The 25,094-nt window shown below is 37.3% G+C and carries 20 protein-coding genes; 7 read left to right on the top strand and 13 right to left on the bottom strand.

Annotated elements, in window-relative coordinates; all coding sequences use genetic code 11:
• Nucleotides 1-87: 87 nt before the first annotated feature.
• Genes N8M66_RS08950 through N8M66_RS08990 form a run of 9 tightly spaced genes read right to left on the bottom strand, consistent with a single transcriptional unit; the run spans nt 88 to nt 9,691 of the window.
• A complete protein-coding gene (locus tag N8M66_RS08950; protein ID WP_261047095.1) occupies nt 88-1,605 on the bottom strand; it encodes a hypothetical protein in 1,518 nt (505 codons plus the stop codon).
• Nucleotides 1,602-2,252, bottom strand: coding sequence for a DUF4176 domain-containing protein (locus N8M66_RS08955; protein WP_261047097.1), 651 nt, complete (start codon nt 2,250-2,252; stop codon nt 1,602-1,604). Before N8M66_RS08955 ends, N8M66_RS08950 begins: the two co-directional genes overlap by 4 nt.
• 1 nt (nt 2,253) lies before the next feature.
• Nucleotides 2,254-2,526, bottom strand: coding sequence for a hypothetical protein (locus N8M66_RS08960; RefSeq protein ID WP_261047099.1), 273 nt, complete (start codon nt 2,524-2,526; stop codon nt 2,254-2,256).
• A 17-nt stretch (nt 2,527-2,543) separates the two neighbouring features.
• The gene (locus N8M66_RS08965) at nt 2,544-2,951 is read right to left on the bottom strand and encodes a YwqH-like family protein (protein WP_049492939.1); all 408 of its coding nucleotides are present in this window, start codon (nt 2,949-2,951) and stop codon (nt 2,544-2,546) included.
• Between the two features lie 42 nt (nt 2,952-2,993).
• Complete coding sequence (gene essC / locus N8M66_RS08970; protein WP_261047101.1) at nt 2,994-7,439, bottom strand: type VII secretion protein EssC; 4,446 nt, start codon at nt 7,437-7,439, stop codon at nt 2,994-2,996.
• Complete coding sequence (gene essB, locus N8M66_RS08975; protein WP_049492933.1) at nt 7,440-8,639, bottom strand: type VII secretion protein EssB; 1,200 nt, start codon at nt 8,637-8,639, stop codon at nt 7,440-7,442. It abuts the gene before it with no gap.
• Between the two features lie 9 nt (nt 8,640-8,648).
• The gene (locus N8M66_RS08980; RefSeq protein ID WP_125409815.1) at nt 8,649-8,906 is read right to left on the bottom strand and encodes a type VII secretion protein; all 258 of its coding nucleotides are present in this window, start codon (nt 8,904-8,906) and stop codon (nt 8,649-8,651) included.
• Entirely contained in the window at nt 8,869-9,354 is a 486-nt protein-coding gene (locus tag N8M66_RS08985) for a type VII secretion protein EssA (RefSeq protein WP_115904596.1), read from the bottom strand. The genes N8M66_RS08980 and N8M66_RS08985 overlap by 38 nt, the downstream gene beginning before the upstream one ends.
• A gap of 46 nt (nt 9,355-9,400) precedes the next feature.
• Nucleotides 9,401-9,691 carry a WXG100 family type VII secretion target gene (locus tag N8M66_RS08990; RefSeq protein ID WP_049492928.1) on the bottom strand — a complete coding sequence of 97 codons (291 nt, stop codon included), beginning with the start codon at nt 9,689-9,691 and terminating at the stop codon, nt 9,401-9,403.
• Between the two features lie 181 nt (nt 9,692-9,872).
• Here N8M66_RS08990 and esaA point away from each other — a divergent pair, with 181 nt between their 5' ends.
• Nucleotides 9,873-12,620: a type VII secretion protein EsaA gene (gene esaA, locus N8M66_RS08995; RefSeq protein ID WP_261047114.1), complete on the top strand. Its 2,748-nt coding sequence runs from the start codon at nt 9,873-9,875 to the stop codon at nt 12,618-12,620.
• Nucleotides 12,621-13,062: 442 nt separating this feature from the next.
• Here the strand turns inward: esaA and mraY are convergent, their stop codons facing one another.
• The 4 genes from mraY to rsmH are packed head-to-tail and all read right to left on the bottom strand — an operon-like array spanning nt 13,063 to nt 17,578.
• Entirely contained in the window at nt 13,063-14,043 is a 981-nt protein-coding gene (gene mraY / locus N8M66_RS09000; RefSeq protein WP_261047123.1) for a phospho-N-acetylmuramoyl-pentapeptide-transferase, read from the bottom strand.
• Between the two features lies 1 nt (nt 14,044).
• Nucleotides 14,045-16,297 (bottom strand): penicillin-binding protein PBP2X, encoded by a 2,253-nt coding sequence (pbp2X, locus tag N8M66_RS09005; protein ID WP_261047126.1) that lies wholly within the window; start codon nt 16,295-16,297, stop codon nt 14,045-14,047.
• A 3-nt stretch (nt 16,298-16,300) separates the two neighbouring features.
• Entirely contained in the window at nt 16,301-16,618 is a 318-nt protein-coding gene (gene ftsL / locus N8M66_RS09010; protein WP_000227824.1) for a cell division protein FtsL, read from the bottom strand.
• A 9-nt stretch (nt 16,619-16,627) separates the two neighbouring features.
• Nucleotides 16,628-17,578 carry a 16S rRNA (cytosine(1402)-N(4))-methyltransferase RsmH gene (gene rsmH / locus N8M66_RS09015; protein WP_261047129.1) on the bottom strand — a complete coding sequence of 317 codons (951 nt, stop codon included), beginning with the start codon at nt 17,576-17,578 and terminating at the stop codon, nt 16,628-16,630.
• 164 nt (nt 17,579-17,742) lie between these two features.
• Here rsmH and N8M66_RS09020 point away from each other — a divergent pair, with 164 nt between their 5' ends.
• From N8M66_RS09020 to N8M66_RS09045, 6 genes are all read left to right on the top strand, one after another.
• On the top strand, nt 17,743-17,937 hold the full coding sequence (locus N8M66_RS09020; protein ID WP_001082472.1) for a helix-turn-helix transcriptional regulator: 195 nt from the start codon (nt 17,743-17,745) through the stop codon (nt 17,935-17,937).
• A gap of 15 nt (nt 17,938-17,952) precedes the next feature.
• Nucleotides 17,953-18,495: a DUF3278 domain-containing protein gene (locus tag N8M66_RS09025; RefSeq protein WP_261047131.1), complete on the top strand. Its 543-nt coding sequence runs from the start codon at nt 17,953-17,955 to the stop codon at nt 18,493-18,495.
• A 10-nt stretch (nt 18,496-18,505) separates the two neighbouring features.
• Complete coding sequence (locus tag N8M66_RS09030) at nt 18,506-18,832, top strand: hypothetical protein (RefSeq protein WP_261047135.1); 327 nt, start codon at nt 18,506-18,508, stop codon at nt 18,830-18,832.
• 26 nt (nt 18,833-18,858) lie between these two features.
• Complete coding sequence (locus N8M66_RS09035; RefSeq protein ID WP_261047137.1) at nt 18,859-19,437, top strand: DUF3278 domain-containing protein; 579 nt, start codon at nt 18,859-18,861, stop codon at nt 19,435-19,437.
• On the top strand, nt 19,434-19,910 hold the full coding sequence (locus tag N8M66_RS09040; protein WP_261047139.1) for a glutathione peroxidase: 477 nt from the start codon (nt 19,434-19,436) through the stop codon (nt 19,908-19,910). The genes N8M66_RS09035 and N8M66_RS09040 overlap by 4 nt, the downstream gene beginning before the upstream one ends.
• A 334-nt stretch (nt 19,911-20,244) precedes the next feature.
• Nucleotides 20,245-25,094 (top strand): alpha-L-fucosidase (locus N8M66_RS09045; protein WP_261047141.1); only part of this gene is annotated, 4,850 nt, incomplete at its 3' end.

Consider the following 25,094-nt stretch of genomic DNA (forward strand, 5'->3'; position numbering starts at 1 on the left):
CAAACTATAGGAATTAAGCAAATGTATACTATTTTTGTCAAATTATATAATTTGGGAATTTCAAATCTAGATATTTTCAACGAATAGTTATTTAATATCTCTTTCACCATTATCCTCCATTGTAGAACTTAAATATAAGAAGGCGCTCGCTATTACTGGAGCTGCTATCGAGACTCCAAATCCAAATGTAGATGCACTAACTGTGACACCATAAATTAAAGCACCAATAACAAAAGCTGTAGCAACTACTACTTTCCCCGCTTTTAATATCTGTTCTCCATGATCCACAGCATAGTCAAATGTCCTTTGGAGATGATCCACCGTTCTTACCCCCGTCTCATTAGTCGTTTTAACTGTTGCGTAGTCTTGTTTGACCTGGTTATGTTCTTTCACATAAGTCACGCGGTAGCCATCCTCTGACTTAGTTCCAACCTCAACCGAGCGATTCTTATAGCCAAAGCCAATGGAAAGATTAGGCGCGAGTTTACTATAGCTTGAACTAATTTTGTCTGCTAGACTGAACTCACTTGTAACTGAATAATCCTTAATCGCTACCTTTCTCTTAAGGTTTACATTTTCATCTAGAAAATCCGTACTCAGCCCTCCAAAACCATACTCTCCTTCCGGACTTAACTTACCATCTTTATATTTAGCAGTAAAGGTAATGGCTGTCTCACCTTTGAAGTGCCTTGTTATCTGGATTTTGCTCTTGAAATAGTGTTGACCATTGTCATATACTGTTATCTCCTTCTCAAACGTAACTTCATGCCCTTTCAAGAAATCAATCAGCTCCTTAGGTTTCCTACCCCCATTCCCATGGGAGGCAAGAGAGATTGTTCTACCCAAGGTCTGTAGTTCCTGCCCACTCATTTGGCTCAAGTCAAAGGCCGTTTCTGGATTATAATGTCGAATATAACGGATTAGCTCCTCATGCAGAGCTTTAGAATTCTCGATCTGTTGATCCCGTAACTTCGTGTCCTGAAAAATCGCAAGGGCTGCTACATTATGATAAGGGTCTGTCATACCAACAGCTTTGCGAGACCGACTCAAACCACTTGCAATCGTGGAGAGGGTAGTGGTCACACCGCTCCCCAACAGTTCACCATTAAATGCCTCCATCTGGCTTTCAGTTGTACGAAGTGATTGCAGAGCTTCTTCCTTCTGGCTTTTGATATCTGCTGTAGAAGGATTGCTGATGCCAACCATACCTCCAATTGCAGAGTAAGCTATTGTCAGGTCTGGATGGGCAATCAAGTTCAAAATCTCTTGAGTCGGTTGTTCCACAGCTCTTTTTAAACCGGAAAATTCTGACGTATCAATGACAGCAGCAGGACTATGCTCATCAACCAACTCCTGAAAGCGTAACATCAGCCGATCCCACTCATTATATAAACCATTAGCTAAATCATGGTAACTATATAATAAGGGCAGGTTATAATTGCTTAGCTCCGCATTGATTGCATCTTTGGTAGCAGAACGAAAACTTCTCGTATTAATCAACTCTCGAGTTCCTTGAAGCGCTGCTAAAATCTTATCCTCAAATCCACTTTTTGAACGATATAGTTCCTCGCGCGCTATCAGCAATTCAGAATGCTTATATTTCATTGTCTAGCCTCCATTTGATAATTGTGAAAAGTATAAGAATCCAGATCTTTTGCAAGTAGCTGACGACGTAGGTTTAAGATATGCTGTTCCTGAATATCATTCTTCTCTAGTCCCCTAAAAAGGACGGATTCAATCATATCATCGGATATAACTAAGGTTTCTTGATTTTGAATCAAACCTTTTGGCCAAAAATATCCCGTGTAATCTAGATAAAATTTATTTTCAACTGATACCCGTTGCCCTGTAATTAATACATAGATAGGCATTTCTTCCATAAAATCCTCAAGAGCATCTTTGGGTAACTTTTCTCTATTTATTTGAATAACACTACCTAATGGCAGAATTTCTGTATAAATTTTATCAATTAATTCAAGTAAACGCATAAACTCAGATGTGGAAAAAAGCTGAGTTTCCCCAAGACGAGTGATAATAACTTCCCCTTTATTGAATCGAAAATCAATACTTGCTCCAATTGTTGGATTGTACTCATAATTCATATCACTCTGAGACAAATTTGAAACCAATGTTCTAAATAAATCCGGTCTATAAATAATAGCTTTGGCGATTTGATCGATGAGTGAATTTGGTTTAAAACCAAGATAGGACTCTGTAAAATACTGCGCCCATAACATTTCTTGTGAAATCATCTTATCCTCCTCTAAAACCTGCAGCCCCAGCAGCATCATCACTCATTTTATTCGCTACAGCCCTAGACATGTTTCCTGTCTGATCTATTGAATTGCTTTTAAATGTTTTTATCGAACTGTTTAACTCATCTATCGTTGAATTAATTTTAAGGAAAGGTTGTAAATCATTCTCACTCAAGGTAGGTTTTAAAACATCGGATAAAGCATCAATTGATGAAGAATACGAAACAACATCAGCAGACCAAACATTAAAATCTATTTTAATTTCTCCCATAAAATCTCCTCCTTAATCTAATCTTCATTTTGACTTTGAAGATAAATATAAGTATTTAGTGATTGACTAGCATAATTCATACCAATCGCTAAATTAGAAGCTTCAGCCGTATAGGTTGAGATTTTTTGGTCAATCAAATCAATATTATTCTGGGTATTCTCCAACCATTGGGAAATCGACCCTTTTAGCGTCTCTATTTTATTATTAAAATCATCTCTTCTATTTCCTACAAAATTAGAAGTAGCCATCCCATTTATATTAGTGTATTGAGACAATTGTTCTGAAATTGCTCTTTTCTTGCTCTGTATTTTACTCTTATTCTGTTTTAGAATACTAATTTTATTTAATATATCTGCTCTTTCACCAGACATTGTTGAAATCTGTTGTCGTAAAGAGTAAATCTCATAACTATAATCACGAGACATAGCTATATCTCCTTTATTTTTTATCAACTTATGTTAAAGATTCTATCCATTATCTGTAACCAACCGTAAACGATAACCCATTCTACCCACAAAAAAGTTTGTTTCATCCTCTGCTACAACTGGTTCACTGAAGCTCGTTTGTACTTTTGAAATATTTTGATCTTTGAACCTTGTTCCAACACATCCAGCAGGAACATTGCTCTTTAAGACCTTGTCAACATCTAAGTAGCCTACACTAATAGCTTGTTGTTCTCCCATAAATACAAAATGAATGTGAACTTTTCCGCTATTTCTAACAATCTTTTTAAACACATCCTCGGTTATTTTCATATTTAATAAAGCCCCTAGCATATGCGCTTCTGGGATAAATACGTACATCATTGAAGCCTCTTTGCCATTGTGACGGCTCTCAATTTCTCCTTGAATATCGTTAAAGAAACTAGGTATATTATCTCTATCAATTATTTTATCAAATACTTCTGTTTTTTTGTAACTATTGTTGGTATTTAATAATATTTTTTCAATATTTACCAATCTGTTCAGACCTTGTATCAAACTATTTTCACAATATTCCAATTGTTGCGGGGTATCATATAAGAATTCAAAATACCCATCTCTATCGGGAACAAACCCTTGAGGATCCGTTGTTTCTTTATCAAATCCTATTGGTAATTCACCCCTTGACCACATCTCAAGTACTTTAGGATGATTACTAAAGTGTGTAAGCGTCACTTCATTTGGCAACATTGGAATTGGTTCTGGGCAAACTCCTGTCCAGCTTCTTGCAATCAGCTTAACTTCTTCTTCCAAGTTATATAGGCGCTCAATATCGCCTTCTCCACTTATCGGGAGATAAACCTGAATAGCATACGGAATATCTTCTTTCAACTGGGCACGGCCAAAAATTTCTTGCTGAATTAAAGCATCACGTCCTATAATTTCCTTAGAAGCTCCTTCATCAACTAGGTAAAAGGCCAAGCGCGAGGTAATATTGCTTGACATACTGATTTTGAGACTATTTGAGCGGAGTGCTGTCAAAATCACATAGCATCCAAGACTCGCTCCCTCACGTAGGAGGCGGTTAATCATACTTTCAATAGCTTCTTCTAGCGCTGTGTCTTTTATAGTATCAAACCCGTCAAAAATAGTAAGAATAGCAGGGAGTTTCTCACCTGATTTTTGTTCGTATTGAGAAAGACTTGCTACATTATAGATGGCAAACTTCTCCTTACGAATCTTCAACTCTTGGTCAATACGTTTTAAAAACTTAACCAGTTTTTCTTCTTCATCAAACCTTGTTAAATCAACTACATGAGGTAAATCTTTTAGTGGCAAGAGTCCATTGGTTCCGAAGTCAAATAGATTGATTTGTACTTGCTCTGGAGTATTCAAACGAGCGAGATTTAGCACTAGAGTTTGAAGAGCTAGGGATTTCCCAAAACCAGGTGAACCATAGAAAACTGTATGCCCCATTTTTTCCAAATCAAAATGATAATCCTTCTGACGTTGTTCTGTCGGAATATCCATTCGAGCAAAGGGAACGGCCAATACTTTTTCATCGGTCCAGTGAATATCTGTTTGAGGGGATATGATGGCTGTCTCTAAAGGTTCTAACCACGGTTTATCTGGCAGATTGAAAGGAACAGTCTTACTCACTCTTGCTATATAGTTTACAACCGCTGAGAGTTCCGTGATTTCTTCCGTCTGATCAGCAATATAATTTTCATCCTTAGATAGGTCATCAGATAACAATTCATATTGTCCCAGGTCATTTATCAACCAGATTCGTTCATCAACAACTTCTTGAACTCCCTCTGTTTGTGGGGCATACTGTGCACCACTCCATGCAGACTGGAACAATTCATAGATTTCGTTATTTCCTACTTGTAGGTAAGCACGTCCTGGTTCAGTAATGCTCGCCGCATCTGGTGTTTTGATTATTTCATTGGAATCAGACTCATCTGACACTTTCAAAGCTAGTTTGAAACGAGAGTTTGACCATATTTGATCATTGACGACCCCTGATGGTTTTTGTGTAGCAAGAATTAGATGGACTCCAAGCGAACGTCCGATACGGGCTGTCGAAACCAGCTCTGTCATAAATTCTGGTTCATGTTCTTTTAATTCAGCAAACTCATCACTAATAAGGAACAGATGAGGTAATGGTTTTTCTGGATAACCTGATTTGTCAGTAGCTTTTTGGCCTTCCTTATATAATTTAGTATATCCATTGATATGATTAACACCAAATTGATTAAAGAGACGTTGGCGTTTTTGTAACTCTGCTTTGATAGAAGCTAGGGCACGCGCACTAGCAGCTCCATCTAAGTTAGTAATAGACCCAAGCATATGTGGTAAATCTTTGAAAAGATTCGCCATCCCTCCACCTTTGAAGTCAATCGTAAGAAATCCAACATCCTCTGGACTAAAGTTTACAGCCATGGATAATATATAAGACTGAAGAATCTCAGATTTACCTGAACCAGTAGTTCCTGCTACAAGACCATGTGGCCCATGTGCACGTTCATGTAAGTTGAGCTCCACCTGGTCATCCTTCCCACGCAATCCTAATGGTACAGCTAACGTTTTAAAAGTATCCGCTTTGGACCATCTAGTCGCAACCTGTAACTCTTCAACTTCTCTGACTTGATAGAGTTCCAAAAAGGTAACGGATTTAGGAATCGTGTTCTTCTCTACTTCCATGTGTTTTAGATTTGCTAAAGTACGAATAGAATCTTCATAGCAATCCAACAGCGGATGGGGAATAAAGGTTTGAGCACTATAGGCACCTTCATCATTAATGATTTGACCTAAATTTTGATTCTTATATTCAATTAGAGTTGTGATAGTTTCTGGCAAAAGACGACGTGCCTCTTTCACCCAAATGACTGTTACACCCAACTCTGTCAAATCTTTGGCTAGATACTCATTCAAACTATGGCCAAGTAAATGGGAGTCATCCATAATCGTTAAGACATAATGGGGTTTAAAGCGCGCATCTTTTTCCCCCATTTCACGTTTGATTTGAGAACGTTTTTGAATGATACGATAAAGTGAATTTAGAACAGCATCACGACTTCTGGCATCATGGACAAAACCACGAATATTTCGTTCCTGCATATTAAAGTGTGGGAGAAAGCGCCACTCAGACCAATCCTTCTCATATCTTTGTTCTTGAACAAGATTGATAAAATTAACATCTAAGTAGCTGTGAAACATTGCCATCTGTAAAAGCATGTTATATACAGCTGTTCTAGTTACTTCACTGTTTCCAACAAGACCAACTGTCGCTTCAAAAATATTAACAGTAATTGGAACCTTCTTTTGCAAACTGTAGTCTTGCAAGACTGTGCGAGCAAACTGCGATATTTCATCTTTACTTTGCTCATCAAAATTTGTTTGCAGCTCTAGCTGGCTTAACCTATCTCCTAAACCCAAAGACACCTGCAAGAAATCTTCATTATAGTCCATTCTCTCATAAATTCTTGAATCATACTTTGCAATCAGTTCAGTAATGGTTGAGATTGACGGTTGATTATAATGTAAAATATTAGTTTCTTCTTTGTAGTATTTTTCTAAGTCAGATACTTGTTTTAATAAATATGCCTCATAATCTTGAATTCGATTTTTTTCTTGTTCCTTGGTATCCTTTTTCTCTTCAAAATACTGACTCATAGTTGTCGCTGCTGTCAGGAGACTAAAGCCCCCCATCCCTATCATCATTACAGGATTACCTTTTGTCCAAATTGAACTCAATGCAGTTAAAGTAAACATTCCTAAAGCTGGAACAATTGCTCTGATGAGCGAGTTTTTTGGGAGTCTAATCGGTTGAGGAGGTTGATTGATAATGATTTTCCCGCTATGGATAATAGGGTTAACTCTGGGACTCCTTCTATATTCTGGAAAATCCATCGGATACTCATTATTTTTTTCTTGTATCAGAATTTGATTCCTATTTAATTGCGGTTCTTCGAAGAGACATCCAATCTTCCACTGATTCTTTCTTTTTTCTATAAAATAATTAGAAACCTTCATTCGGTTCCCTAATTCAAACGGATAAAGTCCTCCCTCTTTGACTAGACGGTCATTTAAATAAATCGGAGATTCCCCAAGTGTCACCTGTACTTGATTATTTGAAAAAATAAGTTGGTTCGAAATTTTCCAACTAATATCAGCTGATTCTTTCTTGCTACAAATAAATCGCTGTGGCGGGAAAATATAACTGATAAAAATATCTTCTTCAGGAACCAACAAGGTTACAATTTCTTTATCAAAAGCAGATTTTCCTCTTTCTAAGGTCTTACCATTTCGATAGACTATTCTACCTTCTACTGTATACTCGTTAGTACCGACCTTCACCTTTTGTCCTTCAAACAAATCTATTTTCTCTAGATTATCTTGTTCAATCAACAAGGTATAAAGAGGTTTATGAAGCTCTCCTAATTGGTCTCCCAGTTGATGATCATATTCTAGCTTTTTTGCCTTCATTTATCGTTCACTCTTTTCTTTTGTTCGGTTGTCTTTAGGAGTTGTTGTTTCAGTAGATGCTTTTGTATCACTACTATTTGTAGTAGCTTCTCCAATCTCAGCAGAAAGCTCTTTTATTTTCTTTTCATATTCTTCAAGTTTCTTTTGTTTTTCTGAACCGTTCATATTGATGTCTGCCTTAACTGACTCGTATAGATTTGTATAAGCATGTAAAATCAATTGCGTGTCCCCGATATTTTGTGCCACATCTAGAGCTTTTTCAAATTTTCCACGTCCAAGATAAATCCAATAAGAAAAAATTGTATCATCTGTTGATTCTGTAATCGTATTTAAAATAACTTCCTTTTGCTTATCACTCAAACTATCTAAACGGACATAACTTGCTGCTAAGATATACTTAGCCTCCTTGGGCAATGATTCTGTACCATAATTTTTTAATGATTCAACTGTTTCAGAGTAATCTTTTCGCATGAAATTTGATTGTGCCATAATGACTGATGATTTTAGTGGCCCATCTTTAAACATAGATTTATAAGTTGCAAAACTTAAGACAAGTGTGGTTGTAGCAAGTAAAGCTCCCCCTATTAACAAAGTCTTCCATTTTTTCTTGTTAACCAACAAATTTGCTTTTGAACTCTCTTCTGATAGTTTGGCATACTTTTCTGCAATATAATTATTGACATCAGCTACACTCTCTAAGGGAATAATATCTTGTGCCACCTTTTCCTTTATTGCATCAATCCCATGGATGGCTAGTTCAAAATCTATCTTAGGTAGTAAAATAGAAATCATTAAAGCTTTATAAGATTCTAGATAAAATTCAGAACTATACTGTTGAGGTGCAAGTAATTTTTCAATTCCATAGTGTAACATTTGTACATTACTTCCAAAAATAATGATATTTTCAGGATGAATGTACGGAATTTTATAATCATTTTCAGAACGAACTAATACAGACATACTTTGTGCCAAACTAAAACGTTCAAGTTCCGTAGTTCTTTCTAAAATTTCTTCTTTAACAGTTTTAAAATACTCAGGAATCTTATACTGCAAAGAAAGAACTCCGTCTTTCTGTACTATTTCTACTGGACAATATTCTTGAATCAATTCAAGTTGTTCTCTACGATAACCTGATGAAGAAATTTGAACTGATATTTGATTGTCTTCTCTCACAAATTCTAGTCGATCTGCTTCAAACATTTTTTCCTCCTATGATACATCCTCAATCTCTATATAATCTCCATCGCTAACTGGATAAACAGCCAAGATATCCATTGGTTCGATATGGATTTGTTTGTTTCTAACCTTGAAACAAAACGAACTATTTAGAGGTAAATTCAACTGTTCTCTAACTTTGGTATCTTTTAGTAATTCTTCTAATCTTAACCAAGTTAGAGATTTTGAAACTAGAATATCTATTTGTTTTGCTCTATAGTCTAGAGTTAACTTTATTTTTTCGTAATCCATGCCATTTCCTTCCTAAATAGACTCCCAACAAAACCATAAACAGTAAGAAAAAACTGGTAAATACATTTCCCATCCAATCCTTAAAAATTGAATAATTCCTTTGTTTAAAAGAGGATTTCTCCTCTATAGTGTATCGATTAAACAATGATGTTTGGACAACAGTAGTTTCTAGACGATAAATAGAGTGATTTTCACCATCAGTAAATATAGTCTGTTCTGCTCCCTGTATAAGTTCTTTGGTTGTTTGAGTTTTCTGGTCCACAACCTTTTGGGTACGATTTAAAAATAAATTTGGAGCATATTTGGATTCTATCCTATTTTTGACCGTTTCCTGTGTACTATTTGTAATGATATCTGTATCAAGTTTTAAGCTACCATCGTCTGCATAGACTAACACAGGAAATACTATACAAAGAATTAATAGGTACTTTTTAATGTTCTTCATCATAAAATAAAAATAAGCGTCAAGTTCCCCTGACGCTCCTCAAAATTAACTACAAACCAAAGCTTTGTGCATCTTGTTGGTCACGTTCAGCTACTGTTTGAGCATAGTTGTTCAATTGTTGGTTGATGCTCACTAGAAGCTCCTCAAATTTTTGAACATGTGTATACAACTGGTTGTATTGCTCAAGGTAAGCATTAAATGCTTGACCTTTCCATTGTGATGCCATTTCGCCATTTGTTCGATTAACAGTTTGTACTGCCTGTTCAATTTGTTCTTTAGCACTAAGATAAATTGCCGCCTGAGATTGTAACTGTTCTGGGGTTAAACTAATTACTGACATTAGTATTCTCCTTTAATTTTTATTTTTATTATTTTATCATATATTTTATTATTTGTCTATCATTTTATTACACTATATTCCATTATTACCCCAGAAAATTTAAAACTTAATAGTTCAAATCGCCCCCTTGTTTCAGATTCACATTAGTGATATAATAAACTATAAATGAAAGGGTTTATGTATGAAAAAAATAATCATAGGTGGTAGCATTTTTGTAACATTATTGGTCGGTTCTGGTGCTGCTTTTGTTTACTTAAAAAATCAAGAAGTTTCAATAACTAATAAAGTAAATGACCGTAAATTAAATATTGCTTTAGTAAATGAAGACACTGGTGGATCTTTAAATGGGAACACGTATAATTTAGGGAATGATTTTACAACATTATTATCCAAAGATAGCTCAAACCAATGGACAGTTATGACTCGCAATGTCGCTGAAAATCGATTTGAGAATGGTTCTGTTGACGTCATTGTATACATAGAACAACAATTTTCAGAGAAAATAGCTCAACTGGAAAGCTTTAACCCAGACCGAGCAAAGATAGCATATAAAACAAAATCGAATCTAGATCCTGTCAAATCTAAAAATGTAGAGTTACGTGTCGGAGAACATCTGAATACAATCAATCAAAACGTTATCAAAATGTACTTTTCGAGTGTCATTAACAACTTAGACGATGCGAAAAGAAATGTTGAAAACATTGTCAATGAGCAATCAGGAACACACTCTAAAATTTCTCAGTATATCTATACACCATCCAATCAAGCTAGCCAATCTATTGCTAGTACTATGGATTTAGTTTCTGGTTTAGAAAAAAACAACTCTTCCTTCGAGGAACTTCAAAAAAATTTCTCCGAATCAGTTATAAAACTTTTAAATAGTACGGGTAATGACTTACAAACAAAACTTCAAGATGTTAAAGAGAATTTTAAAAGAGAAAAAGAAAATTCAGAACAAAATGTCTCTACAACAAATACGATTTTAAAAGATCAATATAAAGAAACTGCTAAAATTGTAGAAAATATAAATGATTCTGCATCAAAATCATTATCTCAATTTGGAAAGAATAATGATACTCAAAAATCAGAAATTACTAAATTTGAAGATTTGATTTCTAATTACCATACAATTATTTCTGAATATCGAGATAAAACAAATGGTAAAAAGACCGAATTAGAGAAGCTCCAAACTGAATTAGAAAAAGAGAAGAAAAAAGTAGAGTTATTTTACTTTGGAAAAGAAGGAGTGGATACTAAATCGGATTTAACTTCTGAATCCAAAGCAACGCTTGCAGCACAAATAAACAATAGCCTACAAGTAAAAAATTCTTTACCTGACACTTATCAAGATATGATTCGTTCAACACTATCAGAAACTAGTATCCAAATGTCTGACTACAAAGAATTATTTGCTAAATTACAGAAATTAAAAGTCTTAACCCCTGATCAAGTTAATGAATATACTTCAAAACTAACTTTAATTGAGAACTATTCTAAATTTGATAAAAAATTTACACCTATAACCGGCTTGCCTAGTTTTGAATTTTTAACAACAGAAAATGATAAATTAGACAAAATTACCGAAGAAATCCCTATCACAGTTAAACTTCCTCAAGCAGGGCAAGAAACTGCTACAACAGAGATTTCTTCCCCTATTTCAACTACCCCAAGTGATGCTTCCTCTTTAAATGTAGAATCAAAACCTGAAATCTCTAATGCATCAACTGAAACAAAAACATCAACTGAAACAAAAACGTCAACTGAAACAAAAACATCAACTGAAACAAAATACATATCACCTAAGGCTAAAATTTCAGTTACTGGAGATGCTAAATTAGTAAATGGTGAACAGGTTATTGCTGATGATAAGACCTATAAATTGACCATTTCCTATACTTTTGAGCCACATTATGGAAAAAATGATATATCTTTTGAGATACACATCGGAGACACAATAATCCCTATAAAACAAACCATCTATCGTAGTGATAAAGAGGAATCAGATGTACTTGTTAAAAAGGATTTAACACATATTTTTGATAAATTAAGTAAAATTAATCAAGCTGCAGGAATGATTAAAGCAATCTATGGAAATCCAAACAGTAGCTCTATAAACTTTTCTGCTTTATCACCTGATTCAGTTTATAATATGTATGGTAATATCAATCGTGAAGATATTGAATCGCAACTTTCAAATAAACAAATCACACAATTTAAACAATCTGGTCTTGAATTACTCGACGAAATTCAAGGGACTTCAGATTCGTTAAGAAAAATAACAAGTGAAATACCAAAATTGAATGAAGCAGATTTACCAAATAATTATTTCAAAGTGAAAATCACAGATTTAACAAATTGGTATAATGCATCAATTGAATCTTTATCAAAAGAATATAACGTATGGAAAGAAACAAAAGAAAAACAACTTGAAATTACAAATTCAACTTCTGAATCAAACAACAACCAATTAAAAGTTAAAATTGGGACACCTGAGCAACTGTATCAATCTATTGAATCACTAGTTACTACCACTTCTGATAGTTCAAAAATAACTAACAAGAATCATGAAGCTGTTGGAACAATGAAAGATCAATTCACTCAATTTAATAGCCAAGTTAAAACGATTAAAGATAATATTGACCGCACTGTTTCAACAACAAACGAATTGATTACTACTGAAGCAAATGTTATTCAAGGAAATAGAAATTATGCAGATTCCTTCAAAACTGTTATGAAAAATATCCGTGACGGAGGAACCACTAACCAAAATGTTATGAGTTTCTTATCAAATCCTATAGAAACCAAAAAAGAAACTTATGCTACGCCTATTTCTGTAGAAAACAACAGATTATGGGTAATTGTTGCTGTTGTTGTTTCTGGAATTACATCAGCTGGAATTACCTACTGGTTAACAAAGGAGAAGAAATAATTTCTTTATAAAAATATAATCATGACCACCCGCATAGCGGGTGGTTTTTTGTCTCGCTCCTAGAGGAGCGAGACGGACTAATCGTCACATAATAAAAAAAGAGAGAATCACACTGATTCTCTCTTTTAGTCTATCATGATATTAAATATTTCAGTTTTAAATTTTTTGAATTTTAGAACAATGAACTCTTCACTTTCTTGAATTTCTGTTGCAAGATTCCAACTAAATATACCATGATGATAATGTTCCTCAATCATTTTTAGATTTTCTAAAAAAATCGGACATTAGACACATTCTATTACTTAACTCGTATTATACTTTTAGTAAGTAGCTTATATCATTATTTTAGAAATTTTGATTACTTTATATTTTCTACTAGACCATCTGCATACGTTACTATCGTCCGTTTTCGTGTAGTACAATCGAAACACTAGATTATTTTTTACAGTAGGTATAAAAAGGCTAGGGTCAAGAGACTTGCTAGGAGTCCCACTCCCCAAAAGAAGAAGTCGACCTTCCACTCGCTCCAAGGATTTCCTTTACCAGACAATCCTCCAAGCTCAAAATGGTGATGCACAGGCGTCATACGAAAAATACGTTTACCACCTGTCAGTTTGAAATAACTGACTTGCATCATAACCGAAGTTGTTTCAAAGACATAAACAATTCCGATAATCAAGAGAGTCCATTCTTGGTGGAGGGCCATAGAGATAGCTGCCAGCATTCCACCTAGGGCCAAACTTCCCACATCCCCCATAAAGACCTTGGCAGGCTTGTGGTTAAAGACGAAGAAACCAAGTAAACCACCAATCATGGCAAGAATCACTAGAAGGATATCCATCTGACCTTGCACATAGGCAATAACTCCATAAGCAGACAAGCTAATCACAACGGAAATACTAGCTAGACCGTCAATACCATCTGTCAAGTTGACTGCGTTTGAAAAACCAACTAGCCAGAAAAGAGCGAAGATAATATAGAAAATCCCTAAATGCACTTGGTAGCCAAAGACAGAGAGCATATCGCCCCCACGTTCATAGAAAAGGTAGAAAATAACACCACCTAGCAGCTGAAGAGCCAATTTCTGTTTGGGGTTTAGCCCCTCATTGATCTTTCGGAAGACCTTGAGAAAGTCATCTAAAAAACCAACCAAGCCATACAAGACCAAAATAAACAAAATCATACCAACATTATTGGTCAATTGTTTCGAAAAAAGAGCGACGAGGAAACTCACCACAACTGCAGCAATGAGGAAAACAAGTCCCCCCATTGTAGGAGTCCCAGCTTTTGCCTGGTGCTGTTTGACATCCTCATGCATCTGCTGGCCTGTAATTTGCGCCTTTCTATAAAATTGGATAAAGGCTGGAATACCAATAATTGTTAATAAAAAGCTAAGAATTCCAGCACTGATGGAACTAATCATGTTAATCTCCTAAAGTTACTTTCAAATTTTTAATATCTTTGATGGCAGTATTGGTACGAACACTTTGTTTTTGAACCGTTTTACCTGTACCATCCCACTCTATTTCAATATTCAACCATTTGGCAAATGCTTGAACATTTTCCTGTGTCCAACCATACATGTCTGGAATTTCTTCTACCTTATCCGATAAAAGGAGAACTTGTTGGTTTGGTGCAAGATTTTTTCCTTCTTCTACAGAAGTATCTTTAATCTTTGTTCCAGTACCAACAACGATTGGCTGCACAATATTTCGACGTAAGGCTTCCGCCAAATCACCAGGTGAAATATCCTTGATGCTAGGCATTGCATACGAAGATTCTGTCGTCACTTGATCTAAATTCTTAGCTGGAGATTGAAGGTTCAGAGATTCTTTCATCGCTGAAGCCCGCTCCAAGATTGGATTGGAAAACTCTCCCAACTGGGCAGCTGAATAATGCTCAGGCTGTTGAACCGTTACATACAAGATAAAATCAGGATTTTCAGCAGGATTCATAGTCACAACTGAGAAAATATAATTGGTAGAACCAACCAAGTATCCTCCATTTTTCTCATCAGCGATTTGAGCCGTACCGGATTTAACTGCTACATTTTGTCCAGGAACTGTTATAATTGGCTTTCCTGTGTAATGATTATACATAGTTCCATATATAGGGTCCGTCCCAACTAATATCATGTTAGTACGAGTCAAGCTTGCTGCATCTTCAGATACAGGTTTTCCTACAATCTCTTTTTGAGACTTTCGTACAGACTGATTGTTAGTATCATAAATAGCACTTATAAATTTTGGCTCCAGCATAACTCCATCATTAGCAATAGCTGTAAAGGCACGAAGCATTTGTGTTTGTGTTACTGAAATTCCTTGACCAAATGAGCTTTGAGCAATATTGACAATATTATCAGCTGGAAGTTGACCAGCGTATTCATCTGTCAAGCCAAAGCGAGTTGGGACCCCAAATTTAAAGCGGTTTAGATAATCCAACCAAGTAGTATCTCCCATTTTTTGTTCAAGAAGACTCATTCCAACATTACTGGAGTGTGCGAAACCTTGTGAGAAAGTCATCATCCTACCAGTAGTCAAACCATCATTAACATCCCAATCTCGAATCGTCGCATCCGCTATTTTTAATTCACTGCTATTGAAGTATTCTCCACTTGGGAAGGTATTATTATCAATAGAAGAAGCTAACGTCATAACCTTCATGGTTGATCCTGGTTCATAGTTACTTTGATAAAGAATATCACGCCAAACAAAGTCCTCAGTGATTCCTTCTTTAGTATCCGCATTAAAGGTAGGTCGTTGGGTGGTAGCGAGAATTTCACCGGTCTTTGCACTGACCAAGGTCGCGGTCATATACTTACCTTTTACTTTTTCTAGAAAGGCATCCATCTGAGTTTCCATGAAAGATTGTAGCGGACTAGACAATGTTGTATAAACATCCTTGCCATCCACAGTTTGTTGCGATACCAGTTCTGTACCTGGTACGATATTTCCTACACGGTCTTTTTCATAGGTAATAATACCGTCTGTCCCAGCTAGAATGGTATTTAAAGAACTCTCCAAACCAGAAGTTCCTAACAAACTCTTACTGCCATCCTCATTTTCATGAAGTTGGGCTAAGCCAATAAAGCTAGAAGCAAATTGTCCATTTGGGTAGCTTCTATTAGGGCTAGTTGTAAAGTCAATCCCTTCCACACTAGCATCTTTCAAATCTTTTTTAATAGCCATCATATTGGCATATGTAATCCCATTTCCTTTTGCACCAAAGGAAACTTGGGTCAGATTTGGTTGAGCTAATTGCTCTTTCACATAAGCTTCATCCATGTCTAAATACTTATGGAAGACTTCAGCTACCTTATTAAACTGCGAATCCTCTACATAAAGAATTTTTCCAGTTGCTGACTTGTATTTTTTATCAATAACAGCATACACGTTATAAGAGGTCGCATCTTCAGCGATAGGCACTCCATTTCGGTCATAGATAGTCCCACGTTTGGCAGGAACTGTTCGGGTTGTTTGGTGAACCTTTTTAGCCTCTTTTACCAAGTCAGTACCAAATATATTACCTTTTGCGATAATATAAGCAAAATTGGCCAAAAAGAGGCCGAAAAGGGCAACAGCTAAAAAGCTGAGGTACTTGCCAACTATCCTACGGTTTTTTGCTGGAGATTTACGATTTTTTATCGCAAATCGGGTTATTTTTTCTGTCCATTTCATATCTTACTCCGCTGTTCGGATATTTTCATTATTCAATTTCAAATCTTTTTTATCTGCAATTTCTTTCAAGCGCTCGGAACGAATCAATTCATTCACTTCCTGCTTAGCATCATCCAGCTCTGTCTTCTTTTCCTCTATCTGCGCATTGATTTTTGTTAAATCACTTTGCACTTGCAAGAGTCGTGTCTGCATAAAGATGATACTCACTGCTAAAACGAGAGCCGTAAAAGCGATGGAAAGATAAAAAGCCTTCTCCACACGTGAGAATTTTTTTATACGATTCTGCAAGAATTGACTGGTTGTTTCTTTCTTATCTACCATTTTTTCCTCTTACTTGTGAATTTTTCTGGCCACGCGCAACTTGGCTGAGTGCGAGCGGTTATTGGCTTCTAATTCTTCTGCACTTGGCAAGATTGGCTTACGGGATACCAATTCCATCTTGGGCTTGAGATCATCTGGGATGAAAGGCAAGCCTTTTGGAACTTCCACCGTTGAAGCCTCCTTGAACAATTGCTTGGTCAAGCGGTCTTCTAGCGAATGGAAGGTAATGACTGATATTCTACCATCCAGAGCCAACATCTCCATAGCCTGCTGGATAGATTCATCTGCCGCTCCCAGTTCATCGTTAACTTCAATTCGAATAGCCTGGAAAATCTGTTTGGCAGGATGGCCCTTTTTCTTGAGTTCCTTGGCCGGCTTAGCCGACTTGATAATCTCTGCTAACTCAGTCGTTGTCTCGATTGGCTTGACTTCACGTGCTTGTTCAATCTTACGCGCAATCTGTTTAGAGAATTTATCCTCGCCATACTTGAAGAAAATACGAACCAAGTCATGATAATCATAGTGGTTCAGCACTTCATAAGCTGTCAGACTAGCATCCTGATTCATGCGCATGTCCAGTGGCGCATCCTTTTTATAAGAAAAACCACGCTCACGCTGGTCCAATTGAGGACTAGACACTCCCAAGTCATAACAAATTCCATCAATTTCCTGAACACCAGCTTCGCGCAAACGTGCCTGTAAATGACGGAAGTTATCCTTGATAAAGGTTACCATTCCTTTTTCGATATAGGGTGCCAATCGTTGTTGCGCATTGTCAATGGCATTCTGGTCCTGATCAAAGGCATAGAGATGGCCTTTTTCACTTAATTTACTTAATAAATATTCGCTATGGCCTGCTCCACCCAAAGTCGCATCAACGTAAACACCGTCAGGTTTCACATCAAGCATATCAATCGTTTCGTGGAGTAAGACCGTTACATGATGAAATTCTTTTGTCATATCCTATCTATTTTACCACAAATCTGACTAGCTTGCACTAGTCAGACAAATAGGTCAAAAAAAGTAAGATTTCTTTAAGAATATGTCAAATATGCTTGACATCTATTTCATAGAAGAATATAATATAGTCAAATATATACGACATGAATCAGAAAGGAGACCAGATGAATCGTGTGAAAGAATTTCGCAAAGAACTGGGCATTTCCCAGCTCGAACTCGCCAAAGATATCGGTGTCTCGAGACAAACCATCAATATGATTGAAAACGACAAGTACAATCCAACCCTAGAACTCTGTCTCAATCTCGCTCGTAGCCTCCAAACTGACCTCAACAGTCTCTTTTGGGAGGAAGATTTTTAAAAAAGGAGCAAACTTATGAAAAAAGAAACCTTCACTGAAAAACTCATCAAACGCATATACGGAATTTCTGGCCCTCTCGACGAACACAAACGACGCGAGGCTGATCGTATTGGCAATCAAGTCTTTATCATCCTCTTTTATCTGATGACGTTTGGGAATCTCATCCCCTTCGTCCTCGCTTATAAATACCCGCAAATTGTCGCTATCGGCTATCCAATCATTGTCTTTATGATTTCCATGATTTCTTCTCTCTATGTGCTCTCCCAAACCAAAAAAACAGGCATCACAGCTATTGATCCAGATATGCTGAGCGAGAAAGAAAGTAAGCAACTACACTACCCTGGTCTGAAAGCGGGTTTGTTTGTTGGTCTATTGATATTTTTTATAACACCTCTTCTCCATATACTGCTAGGTGAGAGCCAGGACTATCTTCAGTCTCTTCTCGCTTTTAAAAATATTTTTTCAAGTATTCTCCATTCTTTCTTCTTCGGAGTGATTATACAAATTATCATCTCCCGTCGCATTGCAAAAGCCAAGGAAGATCAGGATGAGGATTAGGAGATGCCTTATGAAAACACTAGTGACTTTACTTACCTATCATCTTTTGTTCAGTTCTCTGTTCATCTTCATCATCGTTTCAGGGAACTTGCCAATCAGCGAGATATTCCTCGTGCTAGTCTTTGTTCCAGCACTTAACAAAGGACTGAATTATCTAAAGATTGACTCTCCAAAAACGCGCATACTCAACTTAGCACTATGCTTTATGATTCTATCTTTGCCACAACTGATGCTCATCTCAAGCGGTTGGAAATATTATTTACTGCTGACTATCGCGAGCATTTCTTCAATCACTTATCTTTATCATCTCTATCAATTTGTAAAAGAAAGTCAATAAAACCGCTCATTTAGGAGGTTACTATCATGAAAAAAGAAGACTTAACCACTCGCCTACTCCGAAATCTCTTTCACATCCAAGGCCCTTTTGATGAATGCCGGCAAGAGATTATCTACAAGGCTTGTGCCCGTTCCATGGTCCAAATCGTTTATTCTTCCTTCTTCCTCTTCTTGTTTTATCTGTTATTTGGACGCTTCATAGAAGCCGTTCGCTATGCCATGCCCTACGTTTACTCTGGACTCATTTTTTTCATTACTTTAAAAACTCAAAGAGCCGTCAAAGAACTCCACTTGGAAAAAGATGACAAGTCAGAAATCATCCTTAAAACCTACAGCAAGAGCCAAATCAAATTCCGAAGCTGGGTGGTGTTTATCGGTCTTCAGATTGGCCTCTTTATCCTACTCATCTTTCATAAAGTCTTCGTTCAGCAGATGTCACTTCCAGATTTTGTGAAGCTCCTCATGCAATTCGATAAAAGTGTTCCTTTACTGATGTATGGCCTGATTATCGGTAGCATTTTTGGAACTCTGACCTACGGATTTCTATCCCTACAGGAGGAAAAAACTCCTAAAAATACCAAACAGAAGGAGAAAAGCAATCAATGATCTCTCTATACAATTTTTCAGTCTTGAATCAAGACAATCAAGAAACTCCCCTAGATGCCTATCGTGGTAAGGTTCTCTTGATTGTCAATACTGCTACCGGATGTGGTTTAACGCCCCAGTACCAAGGACTCCAAGAACTCTATGACCGCTATCAAGATCAGGGATTTGAGATTTTAGACTTCCCTTGCAATCAGTTTATGGGACAAGCACCAGGTAGCGCAGAGGAAATCAACGCCTTCTGTAGCCTACATTATCAGACCACCTTCCCACGTTTTGCCAAGATCAAGGTCAACGGCAAAGAAGCAGATTCTCTCTATGTTTGGTTGAAAGACCAGAAATCTGGTCCACTAGGAAAACGAATCGAATGGAATTTCGCTAAGTTTCTCATCGGTCGAGATGGACAGGTATTTGAACGCTTCTCTTCAAAAACAGACCCAAAACAAATTGAAGAGGCGATACAAAAATTACTCTGACTTTTTTTGAATACATTCTTTCATTCAGTTTAATTCTTGAAAGGATGTATTTTTTCTTTAAAAAGTGAAAGAATTTCTTTAAATTAGGTTTACTTTCTCTATTGCATTTCTTGGAACAATTTAGTATATTTGTTATGTTAAGGTTTTTAGGTTATTTTAAAGATTAAGATAACAATTTTAATTTTTTTATTCTAAAATGAAAGCGCTTAAACAGAGGGGGTAATTAGTCTCAAACTATTGCACAAAATCTAACTATCGCTAAAGAAAATCGTTTCCAAGTCATACTTGGGCTCAGACAGTAGCTGACTGTCTTGATTCAAACTAGGAGTACATTATGAATCTATACCTTTTTGAAAAAGAGCAAACTTTTAGCATCAGAAAATTAACCGTTGGTGTTGCTTCGGTTATGGTTGGGCTCGCTTTTTTTGCATCTGGTACAGCACTAGCTGACGAAGCAAAAATTGAAACTACAAGCTCTCAACCAAATGTAGAAAAATTGGCCGAAGTTGAAAAAACCAAACCAGAAGTCAAAAATGAAAGTCCTGTAATTTCTACACCTCAAGAGTCAGAGCAAGCAGAGAAAGCAGAAAAAACTGTTAAACCAGTAGAAGAGAAGACTGTAGCAGAAACTAAAACTACTGACTTGCTTCCTGAAGAAATCCACGATCAAGCTTATCCTGATGCACCCGTGAAAAACATAGATACTTCAGCAATCGTAGACAAGAAGGATAGCCCTAAAGTTGAGACAGAAAGCATTCTAAAAAACAAGGAAGAACTTCCAAAAGAAGCTGAAAATGGTAATCGTGCAATTATCAACGGTGGTCTAGATTTGAAGCACGTCCCTTATGAAGGACAACCTGCTACTGCTGCTAGTATGATTTACACTATTTACAATGGTGGTTCCCAACGCTATATCGTGTCTGGTTCTGGTATTTTTGTGGCACCAAATGTCATCTTGACTGTTGCCCACAACTTTTTAGAATCAAACCGTGATACAAAAGAAGGACATATTCGAGGTGGAGATTCTGCTAAGTTTTACTATAACCTCGGTTCTAATTCTGCCGTTCGCAATTCTCAACCTGTAACAGGTAATACTACTCTCTTCAAAGAAGAAGATATTCATTTTTGGAACAAGAAAGAATTTGGAAAAGGATATCAAAATGACTTGGCTGCTGTTGTAGCACCTGTTCCTCTTCAAATCGCTAGTCCAAATAAAGCTGCCACCTTTGTTCCTTTGGCAGAAAACAAAACCTATCAACCGGGGGACCCTGTTAGCACGATTGGGTATCCAACTGATTCAAGCTCTCCTGAGCTCAAAAAACCAATTGTAGCTGGTCAACTTTACAAGGCTGATGGTGTCGTGAAATCTGTTGATAATTATGATGATAAAGGCTCAAAAGGCATCACCTATCATATGACTTCTGTTTCAGGCCTTTCAGGTGCTGGTATTATCAACAGTGATGGTAAAGTAGTCGGTGTTCACCAACACGGCACAATTGAAAACGGCATCCCCGACAAAGACCGTTTCGGCGGCGGAATCGTCCTCTCACCTGAGCAAGTCAAATGGGTAAAAGATATTATCGCAAAATATGGCGTCAGAGGTTGGTACCAAGGTGACAATGGGAAACGATATTACTTTACTCCTGAAGGAGAAATGTTCAGAAATAAAACTGCTGTTATTGGTGAAAATCAATATTCTTTCGATGAAAATGGTGTTGCGACACTCATTAAAGGAATTGATTACGGACGTGTAGTTGTTCAACACGTAGATGAAACTGGTAATCCAATCAAAACTGATGATACTTTTGTTGAAAAAACTGAAGTTGGAACAGCTTTTGATTATGACTTCAAAAAAGAAATCGCTAAGACTGACTTCTATACAAAAAATCAAGAGAAATACCAGATTGTCTCTATTGATGGCGTCGAAATCAACAAACAACTCAAAGATGAGTGGACCTACAACGTCGTCAGCAAAACAGCTCCAGGAACACGGGTCATCAAGGTGGTTTATAAAGTGAATAAAGGTTCATTTGCCATTCATTATCGTTTGAAAGGCTCAGAGCAAGAATTAGCAGATGTTGTTACTGATAATAATGACGGAAAAGAATACGATGTTTCTTTTGTAAACACTTTTGAAGCAAAAGAAATCGCAGGCTACCGCGCGATCACTCCACGCTTAGAAGCCAGCATCCAGCACAAGGGTGTGAATGATATTGTCTTTGAATACGAAAAAATCTCTGATAGCTCTAGTCCGACTTCAAATGTTTTACCTGCTGCTCATCCAGAAGATAAAGAAACAGAAATCGGAAATCACGGCCCGCTTCCAAGCAAGGCTCAACTTGATTATCACAAGGAAGAATTAGCTGCCTTCATCCACTATGGTATGAATACTTATACTAATTCTGAATGGGGACATGGAAATGAAGACCCTAAAAACTTCAATCCAACTAACTTAGATACAGATCAATGGATCCGTACTCTAAAGGAAACTGGCTTTAAACGAACTATTATGGTTGTCAAACACCACGATGGTTTCGTTATTTACCCATCTAAATATACAAATCATACCGTAGCTGCAAGTCCATGGAAGGATGGAAAAGGTGACCTCCTAGAAGAAATCTCTAAATCGGCTACTAAATACGATATGAACATGGGTGTTTACCTATCACCATGGGATGTTAATAGCCCTAAATATAAGGTAGCTACTCAAAAAGAATACAACGAATACTACCTCAATCAACTAAAAGAAATCCTTGGTAATCCAAAATACGGTAATAAGGGTAAATTTATCGAAGTTTGGATGGATGGAGCTCGCGGTAGCGGTGCCCAAAAAGTAACCTATACTTTTGATGAGTGGTTCAAATACATCAAGGAAGCTGAAGGAGATATCGCTATCTTCTCTGCCGAACCAACAAGTATCCGTTGGATTGGAAATGAGCGTGGTATCGCCGGTGACCCTGTATGGCATAAGGTCAAGAAAGCAAACATCACCGAAAATGTTAAGAACGAATACCTTAACCACGGTGACCCTGACGGAGATATGTACTCTGTAGGAGAAGCAGATGTTTCCATACGCTCTGGCTGGTTCTACCACGATAACCAGCAACCAAAATCCCTCAAAGAATTGATGGATATCTACTTCAAGTCTGTTGGTCGTGGAACGCCACTTCTTCTCAACATTCCACCAAACAAAGAAGGTAAATTCGCAGATGCTGACGTGGCTCGCTTGAAAGAATTCAAAGCGACTCTAGATCAAATGTATGCGACTGACTTTGCCAAAGGTGCGACTGTCACAGCAAGTTCGACTCGTCAGAACCATCTCTACAAAGAAAGCCACCTGACTGATGGTAAAGATGATACTAGTTGGGCACTTTCAAATGATGCCACAACTGGTAGCTTCACAGTTGATTTAGGACAAAAGAGACGTTTTGACGTCGTAGAACTCAAGGAAGATATTGCCAAAGGACAACGTATTTCTGGATTCAAGATTGAAGTCGAAATCAACGGACGCTGGGTCCCATATGGTGAAGGTTCAACCGTAGGCTATCGTCGTTTGATCCAAGGTCAACCTGTAGAAGCACAAAAAATCCGAGTTACGATTACTGGCTCACAAGCTACACCAATCCTAACCAACTTCTCAGTCTATAAAACTCCAAGCACTATCGAAAAGAATGATGGATATCCTCTTGGACTAGAATACCACTCAAATACAACAGCTGACAAAGAAGGTACAACTTGGTACAACGAGTCAGAAGGTATTCGCGGTACTTCTATGTGGACCAACAAGAAAGATGCCAAAGTCACCTACCGTTTCACAGGAACCAAGGCTTATGTCGTCTCTACAGTTGACCCAGGTCATGGAGAAATGTCCGTCTACGTTGATGGCCAAAAAGTTGCGGATGTGCAAACTAAGAACACTAGCCGTAAACGCAGCCAAAAAGTATATGAAACAGACGATTTAGCACCTGGCCAACATACTATTACCCTCGTTAATAAAACAGGTGAACCAATTGCTACAGAAGGGATCTACACCCTAAACAATGATAGCAAAGGAATGTTTGAACTCGAGTCTACTAACTACGAAGTCGAAAAAGGAAAACCAGTCACTGTTAAAATTAAACGTGTTGGTGGAAGCAAGGGAACTGCTACTGTTCGCTTCATCACAGAACCTGGAACTGGGGTTCACGGTAAAGTTTACCAAGATACAACTCAAGATGTGACTTTTGAAGATGGCGAAACAGAAAAGACTGTTACCATCCCAACGATTGACTTTACAGAACAAGCCGACTCTATCTTTGACTTCAAAGCCAAGCTCACTTCTGTCACTGATGGGGCCCTGCTCGGTTTTGCTACCGATGCAACCATCCAAGTGATGAAAGCTGAATTGCTGATCAAGGATCAAACAAGTTATGATGACCAAGCTAGTCAGTTGGATTACAGTCCTGGCTGGCACCATGAAACCAATTCGGCAGACAAGTACCAAAAAACGGAGTCTTGGGCTTCCTTTGGTCGCTTAACTGATGAACAAAAGAAAAAGACAACTGTCACAGCCTACTTCTACGGTACTGGAATTGATATCAAGGGCTATGTTGATCCAAATCATGGTATCTACAAAGTCTTCCTAGATGGCAAAGAAGTTCCTTACCAAGATGGCATGGGAAATGCGTCGACTATTGAGGACAAGAAATACTTTAGCGGTCACGCTACTCAACGCCAAGGCAATCAAACTCTGGTTAGCCTAAAAGGTCTTGATGAAAACTTGCACGCAGTCACCCTTCAACTAGATCCTGATCGAAACGATTTGTCTCGAAACATCGGTATCCAGGTGGATCAATTCATCACTCGTGGTGAAGGAAGCGAACTCTACAGCAAAACACAAATCCTTCAATCTCTCTCTAAATGGAAAGACGACTTATCTAACTTTGATCCAAGTGGTTTGAAAAATACAGCAACTGCACGCCAAGCATTTAAGTCTAATCTTGATAAACTCACTGCACAATTAAGTTCTGATACGGTAAATGTACAAGATGTGATGTCAACAGTCACTGCTTTGCAAGATATTCTTAGCAAAGACGAAAATTACCAAAAACCTGGAGACGAAACAAGTCCAGAACAACCAGTTGAACCAAAACAACCGGAACAGCCTGAAATCAATTATGATAAGGCTATGGCTAGCCTGACTGA

The sequence above is a fragment of the Streptococcus mitis genome (assembly GCF_946188585.1).
Taxonomy (GTDB): domain Bacteria; phylum Bacillota; class Bacilli; order Lactobacillales; family Streptococcaceae; genus Streptococcus; species Streptococcus mitis_DG.

Excerpts from the sequence above, each read along its gene's own strand:
- pbp2X (WP_261047126.1), bottom strand. The coding sequence starts at position 16,297 with ATGAAATGGACAGAAAAAATAACCCGATTTGCGATAAAAAATCGTAAA.
- rsmH (WP_261047129.1), bottom strand. The coding sequence starts at position 17,578 with ATGACAAAAGAATTTCATCATGTAACGGTCTTACTCCACGAAACGATT.
- N8M66_RS09025 (WP_261047131.1), top strand. The coding sequence starts at position 17,953 with ATGAAAAAAGAAACCTTCACTGAAAAACTCATCAAACGCATATACGGA.
- essC (WP_261047101.1), bottom strand. The coding sequence starts at position 7,439 with ATGAAGGCAAAAAAGCTAGAATATGATCATCAACTGGGAGACCAATTA.
- N8M66_RS08985 (WP_115904596.1), bottom strand. The coding sequence starts at position 9,354 with ATGATGAAGAACATTAAAAAGTACCTATTAATTCTTTGTATAGTATTT.
- N8M66_RS09020 (WP_001082472.1), top strand. The coding sequence starts at position 17,743 with ATGAATCGTGTGAAAGAATTTCGCAAAGAACTGGGCATTTCCCAGCTC.
- N8M66_RS09030 (WP_261047135.1), top strand. The coding sequence starts at position 18,506 with ATGAAAACACTAGTGACTTTACTTACCTATCATCTTTTGTTCAGTTCT.
- N8M66_RS08980 (WP_125409815.1), bottom strand. The coding sequence starts at position 8,906 with ATGGATTACGAAAAAATAAAGTTAACTCTAGACTATAGAGCAAAACAA.
- N8M66_RS08990 (WP_049492928.1), bottom strand. The coding sequence starts at position 9,691 with ATGTCAGTAATTAGTTTAACCCCAGAACAGTTACAATCTCAGGCGGCA.
- N8M66_RS08960 (WP_261047099.1), bottom strand. The coding sequence starts at position 2,526 with ATGGGAGAAATTAAAATAGATTTTAATGTTTGGTCTGCTGATGTTGTT.
- N8M66_RS09040 (WP_261047139.1), top strand. The coding sequence starts at position 19,434 with ATGATCTCTCTATACAATTTTTCAGTCTTGAATCAAGACAATCAAGAA.
- essB (WP_049492933.1), bottom strand. The coding sequence starts at position 8,639 with ATGTTTGAAGCAGATCGACTAGAATTTGTGAGAGAAGACAATCAAATA.
- ftsL (WP_000227824.1), bottom strand. The coding sequence starts at position 16,618 with ATGGTAGATAAGAAAGAAACAACCAGTCAATTCTTGCAGAATCGTATA.
- N8M66_RS09035 (WP_261047137.1), top strand. The coding sequence starts at position 18,859 with ATGAAAAAAGAAGACTTAACCACTCGCCTACTCCGAAATCTCTTTCAC.
- N8M66_RS08965 (WP_049492939.1), bottom strand. The coding sequence starts at position 2,951 with ATGTCTCGTGATTATAGTTATGAGATTTACTCTTTACGACAACAGATT.
- esaA (WP_261047114.1), top strand. The coding sequence starts at position 9,873 with ATGAAAAAAATAATCATAGGTGGTAGCATTTTTGTAACATTATTGGTC.
- N8M66_RS08955 (WP_261047097.1), bottom strand. The coding sequence starts at position 2,252 with ATGATTTCACAAGAAATGTTATGGGCGCAGTATTTTACAGAGTCCTAT.
- N8M66_RS08950 (WP_261047095.1), bottom strand. The coding sequence starts at position 1,605 with ATGAAATATAAGCATTCTGAATTGCTGATAGCGCGCGAGGAACTATAT.
- mraY (WP_261047123.1), bottom strand. The coding sequence starts at position 14,043 with ATGATTAGTTCCATCAGTGCTGGAATTCTTAGCTTTTTATTAACAATT.